The following is a 20,951-nucleotide window of genomic DNA, read 5'->3' as shown; positions in this document are numbered from 1 at the left end:
AGAACGTAAACTATTACAAAAATGGCAGTAGAAGTAAAAGAATTACTAGAAGCAGGTGTACACTTCGGTCACCTAACACGTAAGTGGGATCCAAACATGGCTCCTTACGTTTACATGGAGCGCAACGGCATCCATATTATAAACCTTTATAAAACAGCGGCTAAAATTGAAGAAGCAGGTGCTGCACTTAGCAAAATTGCTAATTCAGGTCGCAAAATTTTATTCGTTGCAACTAAAAAACAAGCTAAAGATATTGTAGCTGAAAAAGCAAGTGCTATTAACATGCCCTACATTACTGAAAGATGGCCAGGTGGTATGTTAACCAACTTTGTAACTATTAGAAAAGCGGTTAAAAAAATGGCCTCTATTGATAGAATGAAGAAAGATGGTACTTTTAACACCTTATCTAAAAAGGAGCGTTTACAAGTTGATCGTTTAAGAGCTAAGTTAGAAAAAAACTTAGGATCTATTAGCGACATGACGCGTTTACCAGGTGCTTTGTTTGTAGTTGACATTAAGCGTGAGCATATCGCGATTAAAGAAGCTCAAAAATTAAACATTCCTATTTTTGCGATGGTAGATACCAACTCAGACCCACGTCAAGTTGATTATGTAATTCCATCCAATGATGATGCTTCTAAATCGATCGAGAAAATCTTATCGCACGTTACAGATGCTATCGCCAATGGATTGGCTGAAAGAAAAGCTGAAAAAGAAGACAGTGAAGGCGCAGATGCTCCAGTTGCTAAAACTAAAAAGAGCGCCGCTAAAAAAGTTGCAGCAGGAGAGGAAGAAGAATAATTAACATTTACACAATACAAATAAGTCGTTTAATTATTTTCTTTGTTGAAATGGATTGAACGACTTATTTAAATTAAAAAACAATATGGAATCTACAGTAAAAGTTACAGCAGCAGAAGTTAACAAATTAAGACAAGCTACTGGTGCGGGTATGATGGATTGTAAAAAAGCTTTGGTTGAAGCTGGTGGTGATTTTGATAAAGCCATTGAAGTGTTACGTAAAAAAGGGCAAAAAGTGGCTGAAAAGCGTGCTGACAGAGAGTCTTCTGAAGGGGCAGCTGTAGCGAAGCTTAATGACGACCAAACAGCTGGTGTTGCTATTGTATTGGGTTGCGAAACGGATTTTGTTGGTAAAAACGAAAATTTCGTGGCTTTGGCTAATGATTTAGCTGACCTTGCTATAAACTACGATACCAAAGAAGCCTTTTTAGCAGCTGATTTTGGTGGGATGACCGTAGCCGATAAATTAACAGAGCAAACAGGTGTTATTGGTGAGAAACTAGACATTACTGCTTTTGAAAAATTAGAAGCGCCTTATGTTGGTGCTTACGTTCATATTAACAAAATTGCTGCCTTGGTAGGATTGTCTGCTAAAGTTGACAATGCCGAGACTTTGGTAAAAGATATTGCTATGCAAGTGGCTTCTATGGGTGCTACCACATTATCTTATAAAGATTTTGATGCTGCTTATGTAGCTTCTGAAACTGAGGCCAGAATTGCGGTTATTGAAAAAGATAATGAAGAGTTGGCACGTTTAGGAAAAACACTTAAAAACGTACCAAAATATATCTCTATGGCACAGCTAACCCCTGAAGTTTTAGCCCAAGCTGAAGCAGATGCTAAAGCCGAATTAAAAGCAGAAGGTAAGCCTGAGCAAATATGGGATCGTATTTTACCTGGTAAAATGGATCGTTTTATTTCTGATAACACAACACTGGATCAAGAACAGTGTTTATTGGACCAAAACTTTATTAAAGATGATAAAATAACGGTTGCTAAATATGTAGCTTCTTATGGTGATGTTGAAATTACTGGATTTAAAAGAGCTACTGTAGGCTAATCGTTTACAGGATTTTATAATACAAAAACCATTGTACTTAAACGTATGATGGTTTTTTTATATCCTATCTTTACAAAAAATACACTTTAGCAATTTAAGATATTGCTTATATTTGCTGTGTCTAAATAGAATAGAGAACAGAAAGAAGAGAAAAGAGACTTAAAATTTATTCGTAAAGATAGGAAGTCTAACAGCGAAGCAGTCTCATTTCTAACAGCGAAGCGACCTAACAATCTAAAAAATGAAATACAAACGCATACTGCTAAAATTATCCGGTGAAGCCTTAATGGGAAATCGCCAATATGGTATTGATCCTGAACGTTTAGCTGAATACGCAAAGGACATTAAAGCCATTACCGATAAAGGTGTTGAAGTGGCCATCGTAATAGGTGGCGGTAATATTTTTAGAGGCGTGGCTGGTGCCAGTAATGGCATGGATCGTGTACAGGGAGACCATATGGGCATGTTAGCTACCGTTATAAACGGCTTGGCTTTACAAAGTGCCCTTGAAGATGCCGATATACCTACACGACTACAATCGGCCATAAAAATCAATGAAGTGGCCGAACCTTTTATTAGAAGAAGGGCCATTAGGCATTTGGAAAAGGGACGTGTGGTTATTTTTGGTGGTGGTACCGGTAATCCTTATTTTACAACCGATTCTGCCGCTGTTTTACGTGCCATAGAGATTGAAGCCGATGTGATTTTAAAAGGCACACGCGTGGATGGCATTTACAATACCGACCCTGAAAAGGATGACAAAGCCACTAAATTCAATTCCATATCTTTTGACGATGTATTGAGACGCGGTTTAAAAGTAATGGATACTACGGCTTTTACTTTAAGCCAAGAAAACAGGCTGCCCATTATTGTTTTTGATATGAACAAAAAAGGAAACCTGCTTAAAGTAGTTGCTGGTGAAAATGTAGGCACGGAAGTAAACATATAAAATTTGGCGTAATATTTGAATATTATATTGAGGACCTAAAAGCTTAAAACAATGAATGAAGAAATACAATTTATTTTAGACACCACAAAAGAAGCTATGGACAATGCTATTAAGCATTTGGAAAAGCAATTTGTAAATATTAGAGCAGGAAAAGCCAGCCCTGCCATGCTTGGTAGTGTTATGGTAGATTACTATGGCTCGCAAACGCCTCTAAACCAAGTGGCCAATGTAAATACACCCGACGGTAGAACCATTACCGTACAACCTTGGGAAAAAAGTATGTTACAGGAAATTGAACGCGGTATTACTTATGCCAATCTGGGCTTTAACCCTATGAACAATGGTGATACCATTATTATTAATGTACCACCACTTACCGAAGAACGCAGGCGTAATTTGGCAAAACAGGCCAAGGCTGAAGCCGAAGATGCTAAAATAAGCATTAGAGCTGCCCGTAAGGATGCCAATAATGATATTAAAAAAAATGATGACGTTTCTGAAGACGTAAAAGCCAATGCGGAGATTGATGTACAACAAATGACTGATACGTACGTTAAAAAAGTGGATGACCTATTCGACAACAAAGAAAAGGAAATTATGACCGTATAATTTAAAGCGACAAATAAGTCGCTTTTTTTCATAAATTTTGAGTTCTAGCGACGTATATGCTTAAACATTGTTTTTCCCTCCTCTTCCTTTTATTTGCTAGCATATCGCAGTCGCAGTCTGCTTATAAAAGCACTATGGCACCTGCTCAAGACTCCATTAAAAAAGAAGCTTTTGTAAAACATTTAGGCAATGGCTACCTCCCTACCAAATACTTTAATTTTGACCTACGGTATTTAATAAAATACAATCAATATGAAGGTGTTAGAACCGGTATTGGCGGTATTACCAACAATGCGTTTTCTAACACATTCCGAGTAAATGGGTATACTGTATATGGCTTTAGGGATCACCATTTTAAATACAGCATTGGCGGTGGTTTTAGGTTGGCAGAAAAGCATAACACCTGGTTAAACCTATCTTATACAGACGATCTACAAGAAACTGGAAGCACTAACTTTTTAACAGACAAACGGTTCTTTCAATTTTTTGAACCCCGATTGTTGAACATTGACCTATTCCATAAGCACATTACCAAGGCTATTGGGGTTGAACATAACATAACCAATACATTATTATGTGAAACAGAATTTGCTACTAGCGCTATAAGCCCCACTTATAATTATGGGTATGTTTTAAACAACCAAGTCCTTAATTCATTTCATGTAAGTACAGCAAAAATTGCCCTGCAATGGAACCCTTTTGATACATACGACAACTCTGGGGAAAATTTGAAGCAAGTTAAAAATGGATATCCAAAATTTACCCTGCAATACACCAAGAGCTTTAAGGATGTTCTTAAAAGTGATTTCAACTTCTCAAAAGTAGATTTTAGAACTGTTTACCAAGTAGGTACTAAAGACAATATTACTGAAATTACCCTAGTAGCAGGTGTTACAGGCGGTAATACGCCCCTAACCCACTTATACCATGCCTACCCCAATAATATTACCAAAGAAACCATTATGCAACGCTTTTCTGTAGCTGGTAACAATAGCTTTGAAACCATGTTTTTTAATGAGTTCTTTTCTGATAAGTTTACTACAATACAATTAAAACATTACTTAAAACCCTTTAATATATCACAACGCTATAAACCCCAAATGGTTTTAATTACACGTTATGCTATTGGCGATATTAAAGACCCTGAAAAGCACCTAAATGTTACCTTTGGCTCGCTAAAAAAAGGATATACGGAATCGGGTTTTGAAATTAATAAATTGCTTTTTGGTTTTGGACTAAGTTGTACATATAGATACGGTGCCTATCACTTAACAGAATTTGCAGATAATGTGGCTTTAAAGTTTACATTTAACGTGACTTTATGAGGTAATACACTTGTTTTTTCTACCTTTGCGCAACTTTTACTTATGGCATGTTAAAACTTTTTAGCAAACATTTTTGGGATGTTGTAGCGCGACTTATTCTACGTAATAAAATTACCATTCTTATTGGTATTGTATTGATAACCATTTTCTTTAGTAGCAAATGGGAAAACATGCGTTTTACATACACTGAAGCCAATTTGCTCCCGGATGACCATAAAGTAAATATTACCTACAACAATTTTTTAAAAACCTTTGGCGAAGAAGGTAACCTAATTGTACTGGGCGTTAAGGACAGCAGTTTGTTAACTGTAGAGAAATTGAATGCCTGGAATAGACTTTCTGATGACTTTAAGCAGTATGATGAGGTTGAAATGGTCGTATCTATCAAAGATCTTCAAAAGCTTGTAAAAGACACCCAATACGAAAAGTTTAAACTAGAACCTTTTATAAAGGATTCCATTGCTTCTTTGGCACAAATAGCATCGTTGGAAGATGATCTTTTTAACAAGTATCCGTTTTATGACAATTTCTTGTTTAACAAAGAGACCAAGACCATACGATCTGCCATCTACCTTAAAAAAGAACTTGTTAATACCGCTGCCAGAAAGGATTTTGTAATTAACACCCTGTTACCAAAAATTGAAACGTTTGAAGCACAAACACACTTAGACGTAAGAATATCTGGGATGCCCTATATTAGAACTTTAAACTCCCAAAACATTGTTGATGAAATTGGATTGTTTATTAGCGCTGCTTTAATTGTAACCTCCCTGATTTTCTTTTTCTTTTTCAGGTCGTTTAGAGCTACGTTTATCTCGCTTATTGTTGTATGTATTGGCGTTATGTGGACCTTAGGCATTTTAGGATTGCTAAACTATGAAATTACTGTTTTAACAGCACTTATACCGCCTTTAATTATTGTTATAGGTATTCCCAATTGTATTTTCCTTATTAACAAATACCAACACGAAGTTAAACTGCATGGTAATAAAGTAAAATCGTTACAACGGGTTATTACCAAAATAGGGAACGCCACATTAATGACCAACGTTACTACAGCATCGGGTTTTGCTACTTTTATATTAACAGAAAGTAAGCTTTTAAAAGAATTCGGGATTGTGGCTTCACTGAGTATTCTGGCTATTTTTATTTTGTGCTTACTCATTATCCCCATTATTTATACTTTTTTACCTTACCCTAAGGATCGGCATTTAGAGCATTTAAACAAGCGGTGGATTGGTGGCTTTGTTAATTGGATGGAGCGCATGGTACGGCAAGAGCGTATTGCTATTTATTCTACAGCGCTTATCTTACTTATTGTTAGTATTATTGGTATTTATCAAATAAAGATTTCGGGGAGCTTAATAGAGGATATGCCTAAAAAGACTGAGTTTTTCCAAGATATTCGCTTTTTTGAACAAGAGTTTAATGGCATTATGCCCCTAGAGTTTATGATTGATACTAAACGTAAAAAAGGGGTTATGAAACTTGCCACCCTAAAGCGTATGGATGAGCTTCAGGAGTTAATCGATGAGATTCCAGAATTATCCAAGCCCATTTCGGTTGTCGATTTGGTTAAATATTCCAAACAGGCCTATTACAATGGCAATACTAAATTTTACCAATTACCAACATCGCAGGAAAATAGCTTTATTCTATCCTATGCCAAAAACTCGTCATCTGATGTCGATTTACTCAAAAACTTTGTGGATAGCACGGGGCAATACGCTCGTATTACCACTTTTATGAAAGATGTTGGCACCGATAAAATGCAGCGTATTGAAGAAACGCTTCAAACCAAAATAGACAAGCTATTTCCTAAGGATCGTTACACAGTGACCATGACGGGAAAAGCCATGGTGTTTCAAAAAGGGACCACATACCTGGTTAAAAACTTAGTGATTTCTTTATCGTTGGCTATCTTTTTAATTGCCCTATTTATGGCATATATGTTTAGGTCTGGCCGTATGATTATCATATCGCTTATTCCCAACCTTATCCCGCTTTTGGTAACTGCCGGATTAATGGGCTATTTGGGAGTGCCTATAAAACCTTCTACCATTTTAGTGTTTAGCATTGCCTTTGGTATATCAGTGGACGACACCATTCACTTTTTAGCTAAATACCGACAAGAATTACAGGCCCATCATTGGAAGATAAAAACCTCGGTTTATGGTGCTTTACGCGAAACAGGAGTAAGTATGTTTTATACTTCTATAGTGCTGTTCTTTGGGTTTTCGGTATTTACCATTTCCAGTTTTGGTGGTACGGTAGCTTTAGGCGCCTTAGTATCGGCCACGTTGCTATTTGCCATGCTGTCCAACCTGTTATTACTTCCTTCGCTATTGCTGTCTTTAGAACGCAGTATAGCCAACAAAGAGGTTTTAAAAGAACCAGCCATCAATATTATTCCCGAGGAAGATGATAACGAGGAAGAATCTGAGTGATTTTTAACAGCTTTTTTAATTATTTAGTGATTGAAAGCCCACACGCTTTTTTATCTTTACATTATAAATTTTAATACCTATGAAACACCCTTGATAATTAGGTTCACACACACGGATGATTATTAAGGGTGTTTTCCTCCCGACAACTATCGGGATGACAAATAAAAAAATAAACAGATGAAATTACGTACCGTTTCAGAATTATTAACTCAAGACTTGACACACCCTGATGTAGATATAAAAGGGTGGGTTAGAACCTTTAGGGCAAACCGTTTTATAGCCCTAAACGATGGTTCTACCATTAACAACATACAATGTGTGGTTGATTTTGAAAAATTTGACGAAGCACTTTTAAAACGAATCACTACTGGTGCTGCCATTCATGTTATTGGAGAGCTTGTTGAAAGTCAAGGTAAAGGGCAACGTGTAGAAATACAAGTTAACGAATTAAAAATATTGGGAGATTCAGATCCTGAAACATATCCTATTCAACCTAAAAAGCATTCGTTTGAATTTTTAAGGGAAAATGCCCATTTACGTACTAGAACCAGTACTTTTAGTGCGGTGATGCGTTTGCGATCGGCACTATCCTTTGCCATCCATAAATATTTTAACGACAACGGATTTTATTATATGCATGCCCCTATTATTACAGGAAGTGATGCCGAAGGTGCAGGTGAAATGTTTAGAGTAACTAGTTTAGATGCCAAAAACCCACCGCTAAATGAGGCTGGACATATTGATTATACAAAGGATTTCTTTGGAAAGGAAACCAATTTAACCGTTTCAGGCCAACTAGAAGCTGAAACCTATGCCATGTCTTTAGGCAAGGTATATACCTTTGGACCTACGTTTAGGGCAGAGAACTCAAACACATCTCGCCATTTGGCGGAGTTTTGGATGATAGAACCCGAAGTAGCCTTTATGGATTTAGCGGGCAATATGGATCTGGCAGAGGACTTTATGAGGTTTGTACTAAGCTATATCTTAGAGCACAACCGCGAAGATTTAGAGTTTTTGGATAAACGCCTTCTCGATGAGGAAAAAACCAAACCACAGACCGAACGCAGTGACATGACCTTGATTGAAAAGTTAAACTTCGTTACCGAGAACAATTTTAAACGTGTAAGCTATACCGAAGCTATTGACATACTTCGGAATAGTAAACCCAATAAGAAAAAGAAATTTAAGTACCTTATAGATGAATGGGGTGCCGATTTACAAAGTGAACACGAACGTTATCTGGTTGAAAAACACTTTAAGAGTCCTGTAATATTATTTGATTACCCAGCCAATATAAAGGCCTTTTATATGCGTTTAAATGATGATGGTAAAACCGTTCGTGCCATGGATATTCTATTTCCAGGTATTGGTGAAATTGTAGGTGGTGCTCAACGTGAAGAACGTTTGGATGTATTAAAACAAAAAATGGCAGCCATTAATATTCCTGAGGAAGACTTATGGTGGTATCTGGATTTACGTAAATTTGGTACGGCTGTACACTCTGGATTTGGACTTGGTTTTGAGCGGTTGGTTATGTTTGCCACTGGGATGAGCAATATTAGAGACGTTATACCGTATCCAAGAACACCCCAAAGTGCAGAATTTTAATAAATCAATAAATTGGTAGCAAAGAGAAAAAAGTTTTTTATATTTTTATCTTAAACCAGATCACAATATGCTTAAGCAACATTTACAATTTAAATTATCGCAAAAACTGTCGCCGCAACAGATTCAATTAATGAAATTGATCCAGTTGCCTACACAGGCTTTTGAACAGCGCATTAAGCAAGAATTAGAAGAAAATCCTGCCCTTGAAGGTGGTAAAGAAACTATTGAAAGTGATTTTGACTCTGATTTTGATAATTCGAACGATGATTATAACGATAGTGAAACGATAGGTAATGACGAAATTAATGTTGATGAGTATTTAAGTGATGATGAAATTCCAGATTACAGAACACAAACCAACAATTATAGTAGTGACGATGAAGAAAAAACAATGCCCTATGCCGCAGGCACTTCGTTTACACAACATTTAATAAGCCAGTTAAACACCTATAGGTTAGATGATGAAGAACGGGATATTGCTGAGTTTTTAGTTGGTAGCGTTGATGAGAGTGGTTATATAAGGCGTTCCTTGTCAGACATTATGGACGATTTGGCCTTTACACAAAATGTTTATACTACTGAAGATAAAATTGCCAAGGTTTTAAAAATTGTACATCAATTAGATCCCGCCGGTGTTGGTGCCAGAAACCTGCAAGAATGCTTAAGCATTCAGTTACATCGAAAAAATAAAACCCCTGATACCGAACTGGCCATTGATATTATAGACAATGCTTTTGATCAATTTACTAAAAAGCATTATGCCAAATTACTTCAAAAGTTTGATGTTACCGAAATACAACTCAAGGACGCCATTCATGAAATTGAGCATTTAAACCCTAAACCGGGAGGCTCTTATGCGGGAAACAATCGTATTGTAGAGCATGTGGTGCCCGATTTTGCCATTAAAATTGTAGATGGTGAATTGGAGTTAACGCTAAACGGACGTAATGCTCCTGAGCTACATGTTTCTAAAGAATACAACAACATGCTTAAAGGGTATAAGGATGCTAAGGAAAAATCGAAATCGCAGAAGGATGCCGTTATGTTTATTAAGCAAAAATTAGATGCTGCCAAGTGGTTTATTGAGGCCATTAGACAAAGGCAGCAAACATTGTTTGTTACTATGAGCGCTATTATGCATTATCAAAAAGATTATTTCTTAACTGGTGATGAACGCAACCTAAGACCTATGATTCTTAAAGATATAGCTGATGAAATTTCTATGGATGTCTCAACCGTTTCTAGAGTTGCCAACAGCAAGTATGTTGACACCCCTTATGGCACCAAATTAATTAAGGATTTCTTTTCTGAATCGATGAAAAACGATCAAGGTGAAGATGTATCAACCAAAGAAATCAAGAAAATTTTAGAAACTGTTATTGACGAAGAAAACAAACGAAAACCCTTAACAGATGAAGCCCTAGCTTCTATTTTAAAAGAAAAAGGATATCCAATAGCACGGCGTACGGTAGCAAAATATAGAGAACAACTTGATGTTCCGGTAGCCCGACTAAGAAAAAAGATATGATGGATCGCATTTTAAAAGGTATCTCGTTTGTTTTCCATCCATTACTCATGCCCTTATTTGGGGTTGTTTTTTACTTTGTAAAATCCCCACGGTTTATTCCAAAAGATATCATTCAAGCCAAACTTGTATCGCTTGCCATTCTTACTTTAATACTGCCCATATTGCTCTATTTTCTATTAAAAACCCTGGGAAAGGTAAATTCTATTTACTTAGAAACCCCAAAAGAACGTATTATACCCTTGGGCTTAAACTGTATTGTTGTTTTAATTGTATTGCAGCGCATTTTAACCCCTTCGCAGGTTGTGGAGCTGTATTATTTTTTTATAGGCATACTCATTTCTACAATGACGTGTTTGGCTCTAGCTGTTTTTAAGTTTAAGGTAAGTATCCACATGGTTGCCATTTCTGGAGTCTTTATGTTTTTTATTGCTTTGAGCATTCATTTTAGTATTAACATTAATGGCACCCTAGCTTTAATGAGCATTATTACAGGAGCTATTGCTACCTCTAGATTACACATAAATGCACACAACTATAAGGAGTTGGTAGTTGGTTTTTTTGTGGGTATGCTACCGCAACTTATTTTGGTGAATTATTGGTTGTAATTAAAATATATAAAACATTAAACCAACTTTAACGGCATTGGTGTCTATTGAGTTTCCATCTAAAGTAGCATTATTAGAAAATATAGGGTTTAAGGCGTAGTAGAGGTGTAAATTCCATGTATTATAACCAACACTAAGCGTTAAGCCGTATTGAAAATCGTTAAAACCCTTAATGTTTTTATACTTAAGTGTTCCTGAATCTCCTTTAAATTTTGCTTTGTTAATTAGTACATAGCCTACCTTAAAACCTGTATAAATACGCCAAAACTTATATTCAGTTGGTGTAGATGTACGCCACCTAAACTCTAAAGGCAACTCAATTAAATGCATGAAAAATTTGTTCTTGGTATAATTTGTTTCACTTTCATCTAAAATGGCATAATTGGTCATATTACCATCTTGACTAATAAACAAATTTTGATTGAATGAATTGGCCGAATATCCTATACCCAAACCAATAGCTATATTCCTTCTTGTATTAAGCGGCATGTCCTTTATAGCACCAAAATGAAAGCCAGAGGAAAACCCTGTTTGCGACACTCCGCTTGGTCTATTACCAAGTAAATTATACGTTATCCCAACATAAAATTGGTCTTCTTTATACAGGGAATCTACATATTTGCTTATTGGCTCTTGTGCAAAAACCCTAAACACATTGGATGTAATGAGTAAAATAAAAAGAAACCGCTTCATTAAAATATAGGCATTGTGATATTAACTATAAATATATAATTAAAATTGTTTATCGGATAAAAAATAAAAGCGCTTTGATAAATCAAAACGCTTTTAAATATAAAATTAAGAGTTTAAATTAATTAGTAACCTTACCTTTTTTGGTGGTATAATTAATTTTAAGTGCATTTACTTTTCGTAATTCTTGCTTAATATCTCCAATTAATCCCATGTTAGCATCCCTATCTACTTTTAGGGCTGTAGTTAAAAATGGTATTAATTCTTCTCGTTTTGAAGCACGTTCTGCTGCTATAAAGGCAGCAATCTCGTTAACATCTGCAAACTTATCATTAAGCTGAATTTTTGCTTCATTACCATATTGTTTATAATTGGCACTTGGCTTTCCTGCATAGATATACATTACCAAATCCTTTTTATCCAATTTTTCAACTTGATCGGCAAAAGGCAAATTGTTCTCAATCATTAAGGTGTTCTGCCTCATTACCGTAGCAACCATGAAAAAGAACAATAGCATAAATACAATATCGGGTAATGATGCTGTTGATATTCCTGGCATGTCGCCACTTTTTTTCTTATTAAATTTAGCCATAACATGTATAAACTTTAATTATTGTACTTCTGAAAGTTTTTGCGGATATTCGATTTTTATTTTCTCTATCTGATCTTTCAGCTTTGCTTTGTTCCCTGGCCAATTTACATCTTTGTAGTTCGCTTCCATCTCACTAAAAGATATACCGTATAATGACTGTGCTCGTCTATCTCTTAAAACATTATAGGCCGCCACTAATTCATTTTGAACAGCTATATAGGTTTTATAAGTCGTTTCACGTTCATTCTTTAAAGAGATAATTGCTTTATCTGGGTTGTCGGATGAATCACTATCTCTCTTACCATTACAGTATTCGCAACTGCCATCTCCATTATTATCCAAAAACTCTATAGCTGCTTGTCTTAGGTCTTTTAATTCCATAAGCTCGTCTTCTACAAGCAATTGGTCTTTACCATTTAAAAGCACCGTAAAAATGTTCTTCTTTTTGATGATAGGTGGTTCAACTTCATTATCATCAATAGGAGGCAATTTACGGTTAATACCTGAATCCGTTTCAATAGTAGTAGTTACCAAGAAAAAGATTAAGAGTAAAAATGCTATATCGGCCATGGAGCCTGCATTAACTTCTGGTGCCGCTCTTTTTGCCATAATTTATTTATTAAATATTTTTTTTACTCCAGAGAATGCCATAGATGCAATTGCTAAAAATGCCAGTACATAAAAGGCATATAGCCCTGCACCTACTTTCTTAGAGGTTGCTTCTGTAATACCCATACCCTTGTCGTTAAAAGGTTTTAAATCTATATCTGTACCAGATGAAATGGTATAAGACAAGAATATTATTACCAAAAATATCCCGACGGTTACTAACGTTTTCTTGATATTTCCTGCAAACAACCCTTTTACCACAAATATTAATACTAATGCTAAAATTAGTGCAAGTACAACATATGTAATATATAGTATGTTGTCAATCATTGCATCTGATCCTGTCATTATTAACAGCGCAAAAATTGAGCCGATAATAGCAAGAGCAAACGCTATGATTTTGATTATTTTATGTAAACCCATAATGCTTTAATATTTCTTATTTATTACTTTTTATTTCTAATCAATAAATCCATTAACGTAATAGAAGCATCTTCCATATCGTTAACAATACTATCGATTTTAGCAATAATGTAATTGTAAAAAATTTGAAGAATAATAGCCACAATTAAACCGAATACGGTTGTTAAAAGTGCCACTTTAATACCACCTGCTACTAATGATGGTTGCATGTCTCCTGCAGCTTCAATTTTATCAAATGCCTGAATCATACCAATTACTGTACCCATGAACCCTAACATAGGAGCCAATGCAATAAATAATGAAATCCAAGAAACGTTTTTCTCTAATTGTCCCATTTGAACACCACCATAAGCTACAACAGCTTTTTCGGCAGCTTCTAAACCTTCGTCTGTTCTATCTAAACCTTGATAAAAAATAGATGCCACAGGCCCTTTAGTGTTTCTACAAACTTCTTTTGCAGCTTCAACACCACCAGAAGACAATGCATCTTCTACGTCCTGAGTTAATTTTTTTGTATTAGTTGTTGAAAGATTTAAAAAGATAATTCTCTCTATAGCAATTGCTAAACCTAGAATTAAACATAATAATACAATCCCCATAAAACCAGGGCCTCCTTCAATAAACCTCTTTTTTAATTCTTGATGAAACCCAAGTTCTTCAGCGGCGGGTGCTGCATCTTCATCTTGAGCTACATTTGTTACAGTTGTAGTAACTGCAGTTGTACTTGCATTTGTTGCATTAACAGTTCCAAAAGCCATTATTCCTGTAATGGCAAGGATAGAAAATAATCTTTTCATGTTCTAGATCTTAATTTTATTAGTTAAAGTGTTAAAGATATAAAAAAAATACAATTAAAGCATAAAAAATACAGCAGAGAGGAAGGGATTCGAACCCTCGATACCCTTTTGGGGTATACACACTTTCCAGGCGTGCGCCTTCGACCACTCGGCCACCTCTCTATATTTCAATTGTATTTAATTTTGGGGGCTCAAATAACAAAAAAAACTTTGAAAGCTAAAATTTTAAAGGTTAATTTTAAGAGATTTCTCCTCTAAGGGAAGTTTCATAAATGGTTTTGAACGTTTTGCCTGCAATATTTTGACCTAACATAAACATTAACTTACAAATTGCAGCTTCTGTAGTGATGTCTTTTCCTGAAATAACACCAATGTTTTTTAAATGATTGCTTGTTTCGTAGTGCCCCATCATAACACTTCCTGCTGCACACTGGGTTACATTTATTATATATATACCTTTTTTAATGGCTTTTTTAAGTAAATCTAGAAACCAAGTTTCTGTAGTACAATTTCCCGATCCGTAAGTCTCTAAAATAACGGCCTTTAAATTTTGGGTGTTTAATATATTTTGCAAGACCATTGGAGATATCCCTGGAAACAGTTTAATAAGTGCCATATTGTTGTCCATATTTTTATAAACCTTTAATGGTTTTTTTAAATTGGGCTTAAACAAATACTCACTGTTTATTTTTAAATGCACCCCCGACTCGGCAAGATCAGGATAGTTTGAAGATGTAAAGGCTTCAAAATGCTCTGCATTTATTTTAGTAGTGCGATTGGCCCTATATAACTTATATTCAAAATATAAACATACTTCTTTTATCACAGGCTTGTTCCTGTTTTGAAGCGAGGCCACTTGTATGGATGTTATTAAGTTTTCCTTGGCATCGGTTCTTAAATCACCAATAGGCAATTGAGATCCTGTAAACACCACTGGTTTCGCTAAATTTTCTAACATAAAACTCAGTGCCGAAGCCGTATAGCTCATGGTATCGCTGCCGTGCAGTACAACAAAACCATCAAAGGCTTTGTAGTTAGCTTCTATTATTTCGGCTATCTGAACCCAATAATCTGGATTCATATTGCTGGAATCTATAGGAGATTCAAATGAAACAGTATCTATATTACAATCCAACAACTGCAATTCGGGTATTTTCTCTAAGAGTGTTTTAAAATCGAATGCTTTAAGTGCCCCCGTACTAAAATCCTTAACCATACCAATGGTGCCTCCTGTATATATAAGTAAAATGTTAGGTTTTATATAACTCATGGCTTAAATTTTAAATAGGTCTTTAGAATTTTTTGTAGTTATTGCTGCTATATCTTGCAATGGCATATTGTACAATTCTGATAGTTTTTCCAATACCTTTAAAATATATACACTTTCGTTGCGCTTTCCTCTGTAGGGGGCAGGAGCTAAATAGGGCGCATCTGTTTCCAAAACAATTTGCTCTAAATCTATTTGATTGATAAACTGGTCAATTTTTCCATTCTTAAATGTCACTACCCCACCTATACCCAATTTCATATTATACGAGATGGCTCTTTTAGCCTGCTCTAAAGTTCCGGTAAAGCAATGGAAAATCCCATACAAGTCATCACTCTTTTCTGTCTCCAATACATCAAATATAGCATCAAAGGCATCTCTACAATGGATAACAATGGGTAACTTATATTGTTTTGCCAGTTGAATTTGATATCTAAATGCTTCTTGCTGAATGTGCAATGTCGTGGTATCCCAATATAAATCTACACCAATTTCACCAACAGCGTAAAAGGGTCTTGTTTTCAGCATCTGCTCAACATGTTGCAATTCTTCTTTGTAGTTTTCTTTTACATGTGTTGGGTGCAAGCCCATCATTAAAAACATATTATCGGGATACGCTTTTTCAAGGTGCAACATAGCATCTGTATAAGTGGAATCTATAGCAGGAATAAAAAACCGGGATACCCCTGCATCCAAAGCACGTTTTATCATTACATCTCTGTCCTCGTCAAACGCTTCGCTATATAAATGTGTGTGGGTATCGGTAATTATCATGCGGCAAAAATAACGAAGTTTTAATAAAATAGTTAGTCTAACTGCTTCAATAGTTTTTGTGCTTTTTCATAATCTTCCGCTTCTCTGGGAATCGTCCTTAAGATAGCCTCACAACGCTCATAGTATTTCTGCTTTAATTGACTGAGCGCTAAATACCAAGTAGCTTTGTACTTGTAAGCGGATTGCCCTTCACTCAAATCTTTCAACAAGGCATCTGCAATATCATAACGATTCAGCTCTATATTGGCTAGTGCCCGGTAGAATTGCAATTCGGTTGCCGGTCTTCTTTTTAGTATCAATTGTTCAAAAGCTTTGTCCGCTTTTGCAAAATCTTTAGCATTGAAGGCCTGCTCAGCCGTTTGCAACAACGCATCCTGATCACCCCTGACAGTTAAACTAATGGTTTCATAATCCGTAAAGTCACTATAGGTAGGCGTTGAAAATTGGTCCCAAGTAAAAATTCCAAACAACAGCACAACACAAGCCGCCATAGCATATTTAAAAAGCTGGAAGGTTTGAGAAGCCTTTTTACTAGTCGCTACCGTGCTTTTACTAAAATGGGTATTGGATATCTTCTGTATATTTTCTTTGAAGCTTTCAAGAGCCGCTTCATTCTGAAACTTATGCTCCAAAAATGCTGTCGTTTCTTTATATACATCAAATGCTTCTTGGAATGCCTTATCGGTTTTCAATCTATTTTCAAAAGCCGCCTTTTCTTCTGGAGACAGCGTATCGGTTAGATAGCTGTCAAATACCATATAATCTTGTTCTTCCATGACAATTACGAATTAAGTTGGTTAAATTTTGGCGACTCCTGAATTAGTGTTGTTAGTTTACCAATACATAAGGACTTCTTTTTTCTGGCGTAAGCATAGGTAACTCCTAAACTATTTGCCACCTCCTCCATGGATTTTATTTTAAAGGTTGCTTGAAGTAGTTCCTTGCAAGCTGTTCCCAATTTTTGAAACATTTCTGTAAACAAGGCTTCTTTTTCGCCAAACACCGATGTTTCAAAAACTAATTCTTGAGCGTCGTCACCTTTATATAAGACGTCTTCATTAATTGTTACCTCTTTATGAGATGTTTTTTTTAGTTCATTTAACCATTTGCGTTTGCATAGCAAAAAAAAGTAAGCGTCAAACGGACAAGTAAGCTGTAACCTTTTTTGACTTGCCTGATTGTAAATGGTTATTAAGGTTTCTTGAATAACATCCTGAGCTTCGTCTGTACTACCACTATTCTGCTTGATATAATTAACAACTTTTGGAACAAACTTATCATAGATAGCTTGTATGATAAAGGAGTTATTATTTAAAAGTCCATCAATATATTTCTGGTCTTCGTGTATTTTTTTTTCGCCCATGGAGCCCTGTATTTGCTACTAAAGTAAAAAAACTTTAAAACAAATGGGTAACAAATTTTAAAGTGGGTTGATATAAGAATGAAATCGAGTTAGTAAAGCCTTTAAACATATAAACTTTATAAACTCATAAATATTAAAATCATGAAAAAGTCCATTTTAATTATCGCAACGTTAGCATTAAGCTTTATGAATGTAAATGCTACTAATGAAAAGACAACTTCTAACGCCCCATACACAAACATGGCTATAATACCCCTAACGGAAAAGTATATAGCTCAAGTGTTTGATTGGAAGGTAGAAACAAACAAAAGTATTTATTCCGGAACTTCCTTATCTCTTGAAAGTGCTAAAAAAATGATAGCACTTTCCAGTACAGGAGAAGTTGTTTTAGGCTCCGAAATTAGCAGCTACTTTGTATTGAAACAAGATTTGGGAACCAATGCCAAGAGAAACTATTTCTGGGAAGTAAAAACAACCACAGGTCATGCCCGAGGGTATGCATCCTCTAAATCTTATGCCCATAAAATGATTGCATTGGTTGCCACAGGTGATGCTATTGTAGATAAAATAATCATTAGTCAACCTCAACAATAAAAAAAATTAAAAATGGGGTAACAAATTTGTTGCCCTGTTTATATAACCATGAATAGAAAGCAATAAATCGTGCTTAAACTATAATAAACAATGAATAACCTTTTAAAATTAAATACCATGAAAAATTTAAAACACATTTTAGGAACTCTTTTATTAGCAACCGTTTTTTTAACGAGTTGTACCAATGACAACGACGATATTATAGTACGTCCAACATCTGAAGATTTTAACAACATTCAAGAGGCCGCTTTAGAAGCCCTTAAACAAACCTTTCAGTTTGAGGCTGAAGATGGTTTTGTAACCTTAACCTCCGAGCAAGGTGTGAATCTGTATATTGATGGCAACTGTTTAACCTTAAACGGCAATGCAGTAACCGGTACTGTGGATATTGAGTTTGTAGAAGTATTTGATAAAGGAAACATGCTTACCACCAACAAACCAACCATGGGTATCTTACCTAGTGGAGATAAGGCCATGTTAATTTCGGGTGGCGAGTTTTTTGTAAAAGCAACACAAAATGGTGAAGCCCTAGATACTAACTGCGGTTTTCAAATGCTAATTCCGGCCGATATTACCGGAGATGTAGACAACGATATGATCCTTTGGAAAGGTGTGATAGATGAAGATGGTGAACTTGCTTGGGAAGAGGACAAACGCGATGGTCCCAACGGACAAGGTGGTGTATTTGCCGAGGGTAATAACTACTATGCCTTTATGAGCGATTTTGGATGGAGTAACGTAGACCGTTTTTATAATGATCCACGCCCTAAAACAACTATTCTGGCCGGGGTACCTGAGGGGTACGACAACACCAACTGTTCTCTGTTCTTGTCTTATGATGGCGAAGATACTGGTTTAGCCAATTTGGATACCTACGATTCCGGCACCGGATTGTTTAGTGAGCACTACGGACAAATTCCTATTGGATTGGAATGTCACGTCATCTTTGTATCCGAAGAAAATGGCAACTGGAAATACGCTATTCAAGCTGTTACCATTGTTGAAAATGGGGTAATCACCTTTACCGAAGCCGAAATGGCCGTAGTTACGCAAGCCCAACTTACTGCTGTTATTAACGCATTACCGTAAACAATCTGCACATGTTAATACCCTACTTGGTTTGGTTAGCCCCCTTTTAGCAACCTGCTTTTTTTAAACCGGAAACATCATTGTTTCCGGTTTTTTTGTTTGTCAATTAAATACATTAAATAGAGAATTTGAAAGTCCTTTAAGCGAGTATCTGATACACATTTAACGACTATCTAATATCGATTCGGACTACTTCTTATAAACCATAAACAGTATAGGGTAACAAAAATCCCTCTCTATTGATATAATAATATCTAAGGAATTGTATTTTTATAGACAACTAAACCAAATGATTATGAACAAAGGGACCTTGTTACTTATATGCAGTATGTGTTTACTCCACACCTATGCACAACAATTAGTACCTGGTGATACTATTACCCGAACCGCTACTATAAGCCACAAAACAACCGACAATAACTAAGTGTTCGTGTGGTCGGTACGGCCAAACATGAACGCCGTGTTGACTGAACCGGTAGTTGGTCGGTTAGCCTACTATGGGGATTGGTTTGTTTTTTTAAGAGGGGTTTAAGGAGTTGTTTCAGGCCTATTTCTATTTGGTGTTCAACTCAACAATCGTTTTCAGTCTTTATCTTAATAAGTAAGGTAAACATTTAGGTTTTACAGAGGTTTATTTCTTTCATAATTTAAAATTTAGACAATATCTGCCTGTTACGTGCTTGGCAACGTTTTTTTATTGAGGCTTATGTAACTGTTTTATCCAGTGTTTTGGCGGGCCTCGAGCTGTAAATGTTGTAATGGTTATTAACCGTCCTTGTCGGCATTTAGGGCATATATTGTGTAATAAGGGAGCTTTTTCTTTTAGCTTTACCGGAACAAGTGTTTTCTTTAATTCAACTAAGCTTAGCCTTTTATGGTAAGAACTGAGCATACCATAATGCCTGATACGAACAAAACCTTTAGGCAAAACATGTAAAGCAAAACGTCTGATGAACTCGGCATCGGGTAAGCACATCATTTTACGTTTACCGCCATGCCGATAATCTTTTACCGAGAAGGTTACAGAACCATTCCCGATAGCCAGTATGCGATGGTTACTGATGGCTATTTTATGGGTGTAGCGCCCCAAATATTCTACCACCTGCTCGGGGCCTAAAAAGGGACGTTTACAATACACCACCCAAGGCTTTTTAAATAGGTCATTATAAAAATCTGATGTGATTTCTAGATTTGATGATTTTCGTAATTGCGCCACAAAGCGTGCTCTAAACACCTTACTCATGGCTTTTACCGGGAAGAGATATTTTCCTTTATGTTTTACAGATTTCCATCGTCCATAAGATGTTATTCCTCCTCCAGGTACAATACAATGCAGATGCGGATGCAACGATAGGTTTTGCCCCCAAGTATGCAGTACAGCAATCATTCCTGCGCGAGCGCCTAAAAACTTTGGGTGACACCCAAAGTCATAGATAACCTGCCAGGCCACTTTAAAGAGTGTGTTATAAAGTGTTTTAGGTATGTAAAGACACAAGCGGTTAAGTTCTTGTGGTAAGGTGAACACCACATGAAAATAAGGCACGGGTAACAGTTCAGCTTCACGAGCCCGTATCCACTGTTCTTTTTGATGTCCCTGGCACTTGGGACAATGACGGTTTCTGCAACTGTTATAACTCAGGTGTAAAGTGTTGCATTTGGGGTTATTGCAGCGGTCTATATGCCCACCCAGCGCTAAGGTTCTACACTTTCGTATGGCATGCAAGGTTCTTAGCTGCCAACTGCTATGGCTATAGGCTGATAGTTGATTTTGATTGCGTTCTAACACCTGAGCTACTTCATAGGTAGCACGTTTCACAA

The 20,951-nt window shown here is 36.1% G+C and carries 22 protein-coding genes and 1 tRNA gene; 12 read left to right on the top strand and 11 right to left on the bottom strand.

Annotation, left to right across the window (positions count from 1 at the left end; all coding sequences use genetic code 11):
- The first annotated feature begins 21 nt into the window (after window positions 1–21).
- The 9 genes from rpsB to AC5SR4_RS07985 all read left to right on the top strand — a co-directional run bounded on the left by rpsB (window position 22) and on the right by AC5SR4_RS07985 (window position 10,935).
- Window positions 22–801 (top strand): 30S ribosomal protein S2, encoded by a 780-nt coding sequence (rpsB, locus tag AC5SR4_RS08025; RefSeq protein ID WP_495359017.1) that lies wholly within the window; start codon window positions 22–24, stop codon window positions 799–801.
- An 85-nt stretch (window positions 802–886) separates the two neighbouring features.
- Window positions 887–1,861: a translation elongation factor Ts gene (gene tsf, locus AC5SR4_RS08020; RefSeq protein WP_495359016.1), complete on the top strand. Its 975-nt coding sequence runs from the start codon at window positions 887–889 to the stop codon at window positions 1,859–1,861.
- 241 nt (window positions 1,862–2,102) lie between these two features.
- Window positions 2,103–2,810: a UMP kinase gene (pyrH, locus tag AC5SR4_RS08015; protein WP_495359015.1), complete on the top strand. Its 708-nt coding sequence runs from the start codon at window positions 2,103–2,105 to the stop codon at window positions 2,808–2,810.
- Between the two features lie 51 nt (window positions 2,811–2,861).
- Window positions 2,862–3,419 (top strand): ribosome recycling factor, encoded by a 558-nt coding sequence (gene frr / locus AC5SR4_RS08010; RefSeq protein ID WP_495359014.1) that lies wholly within the window; start codon window positions 2,862–2,864, stop codon window positions 3,417–3,419.
- A gap of 134 nt (window positions 3,420–3,553) precedes the next feature.
- Entirely contained in the window at window positions 3,554–4,744 is a 1,191-nt protein-coding gene (locus AC5SR4_RS08005; RefSeq protein WP_495359013.1) for a DUF5686 family C-terminal domain-containing protein, read from the top strand.
- Between the two features lie 47 nt (window positions 4,745–4,791).
- Window positions 4,792–7,191: an efflux RND transporter permease subunit gene (locus AC5SR4_RS08000; protein WP_495359012.1), complete on the top strand. Its 2,400-nt coding sequence runs from the start codon at window positions 4,792–4,794 to the stop codon at window positions 7,189–7,191.
- Window positions 7,192–7,368: 177 nt separating this feature from the next.
- Window positions 7,369–8,802: an asparagine--tRNA ligase gene (gene asnS, locus AC5SR4_RS07995; RefSeq protein ID WP_495359011.1), complete on the top strand. Its 1,434-nt coding sequence runs from the start codon at window positions 7,369–7,371 to the stop codon at window positions 8,800–8,802.
- Window positions 8,803–8,869: 67 nt separating this feature from the next.
- Complete coding sequence (gene rpoN / locus AC5SR4_RS07990) at window positions 8,870–10,330, top strand: RNA polymerase factor sigma-54 (protein ID WP_495359010.1); 1,461 nt, start codon at window positions 8,870–8,872, stop codon at window positions 10,328–10,330.
- Window positions 10,327–10,935, top strand: coding sequence for a hypothetical protein (locus AC5SR4_RS07985; protein WP_495359009.1), 609 nt, complete (start codon window positions 10,327–10,329; stop codon window positions 10,933–10,935). Before rpoN ends, AC5SR4_RS07985 begins: the two co-directional genes overlap by 4 nt.
- Here the strand turns inward: AC5SR4_RS07985 and AC5SR4_RS07980 are convergent, their stop codons facing one another.
- The 10 genes from AC5SR4_RS07980 to AC5SR4_RS07935 form a co-directional block, all read right to left on the bottom strand.
- Window positions 10,936–11,628 (bottom strand): porin family protein, encoded by a 693-nt coding sequence (locus tag AC5SR4_RS07980; RefSeq protein ID WP_495359008.1) that lies wholly within the window; start codon window positions 11,626–11,628, stop codon window positions 10,936–10,938.
- Window positions 11,629–11,746: 118 nt separating this feature from the next.
- Window positions 11,747–12,217 carry an ExbD/TolR family protein gene (locus tag AC5SR4_RS07975; protein WP_495359007.1) on the bottom strand — a complete coding sequence of 157 codons (471 nt, stop codon included), beginning with the start codon at window positions 12,215–12,217 and terminating at the stop codon, window positions 11,747–11,749.
- Window positions 12,218–12,235: 18 nt separating this feature from the next.
- Window positions 12,236–12,826: an ExbD/TolR family protein gene (locus AC5SR4_RS07970; protein ID WP_495359006.1), complete on the bottom strand. Its 591-nt coding sequence runs from the start codon at window positions 12,824–12,826 to the stop codon at window positions 12,236–12,238.
- 3 nt (window positions 12,827–12,829) lie between these two features.
- Window positions 12,830–13,249: a hypothetical protein gene (locus AC5SR4_RS07965; protein WP_495359005.1), complete on the bottom strand. Its 420-nt coding sequence runs from the start codon at window positions 13,247–13,249 to the stop codon at window positions 12,830–12,832.
- Between the two features lie 23 nt (window positions 13,250–13,272).
- Window positions 13,273–14,046, bottom strand: coding sequence for a MotA/TolQ/ExbB proton channel family protein (locus AC5SR4_RS07960; protein WP_495359004.1), 774 nt, complete (start codon window positions 14,044–14,046; stop codon window positions 13,273–13,275).
- Window positions 14,047–14,120: 74 nt separating this feature from the next.
- A tRNA-Ser gene (locus AC5SR4_RS07955) sits at window positions 14,121–14,208 on the bottom strand.
- A gap of 76 nt (window positions 14,209–14,284) precedes the next feature.
- The gene (locus AC5SR4_RS07950; RefSeq protein ID WP_495359003.1) at window positions 14,285–15,316 is read right to left on the bottom strand and encodes an asparaginase; all 1,032 of its coding nucleotides are present in this window, start codon (window positions 15,314–15,316) and stop codon (window positions 14,285–14,287) included.
- A 3-nt stretch (window positions 15,317–15,319) separates the two neighbouring features.
- Window positions 15,320–16,087 carry a TatD family hydrolase gene (locus tag AC5SR4_RS07945; protein WP_495359002.1) on the bottom strand — a complete coding sequence of 256 codons (768 nt, stop codon included), beginning with the start codon at window positions 16,085–16,087 and terminating at the stop codon, window positions 15,320–15,322.
- 32 nt (window positions 16,088–16,119) lie between these two features.
- Window positions 16,120–16,863 carry a tetratricopeptide repeat protein gene (locus AC5SR4_RS07940; protein WP_495359001.1) on the bottom strand — a complete coding sequence of 248 codons (744 nt, stop codon included), beginning with the start codon at window positions 16,861–16,863 and terminating at the stop codon, window positions 16,120–16,122.
- A 5-nt stretch (window positions 16,864–16,868) separates the two neighbouring features.
- The gene (locus AC5SR4_RS07935; RefSeq protein ID WP_495359000.1) at window positions 16,869–17,450 is read right to left on the bottom strand and encodes an RNA polymerase sigma factor; all 582 of its coding nucleotides are present in this window, start codon (window positions 17,448–17,450) and stop codon (window positions 16,869–16,871) included.
- A 141-nt stretch (window positions 17,451–17,591) separates the two neighbouring features.
- Between AC5SR4_RS07935 and AC5SR4_RS07930 the strand changes: the two genes are divergently transcribed.
- The 3 genes from AC5SR4_RS07930 to AC5SR4_RS07920 all read left to right on the top strand — a co-directional run bounded on the left by AC5SR4_RS07930 (window position 17,592) and on the right by AC5SR4_RS07920 (window position 19,557).
- Window positions 17,592–18,044, top strand: coding sequence for a hypothetical protein (locus AC5SR4_RS07930; protein ID WP_495358999.1), 453 nt, complete (start codon window positions 17,592–17,594; stop codon window positions 18,042–18,044).
- Between the two features lie 117 nt (window positions 18,045–18,161).
- Window positions 18,162–19,133, top strand: a complete 972-nt coding sequence (locus AC5SR4_RS07925; protein ID WP_495358998.1) for a hypothetical protein — start codon at window positions 18,162–18,164, stop codon at window positions 19,131–19,133.
- 295 nt (window positions 19,134–19,428) lie between these two features.
- Window positions 19,429–19,557, top strand: coding sequence for a hypothetical protein (locus AC5SR4_RS07920; protein WP_495358997.1), 129 nt, complete (start codon window positions 19,429–19,431; stop codon window positions 19,555–19,557).
- 270 nt (window positions 19,558–19,827) lie between these two features.
- Here AC5SR4_RS07920 and AC5SR4_RS07915 read toward each other — a convergent pair whose 3' ends face one another.
- The gene (locus AC5SR4_RS07915; protein ID WP_495357222.1) at window positions 19,828–20,949 is read right to left on the bottom strand and encodes an IS91 family transposase; all 1,122 of its coding nucleotides are present in this window, start codon (window positions 20,947–20,949) and stop codon (window positions 19,828–19,830) included.
- Between the last annotated feature and the right edge of the window lie 2 nt (window positions 20,950–20,951).

This window comes from Aestuariibaculum scopimerae, from assembly GCF_059428085.1.
The sequence above is the reverse complement of the archived record's forward strand: the minus strand, read 5'-3'. Positions and strand labels throughout refer to the sequence as shown.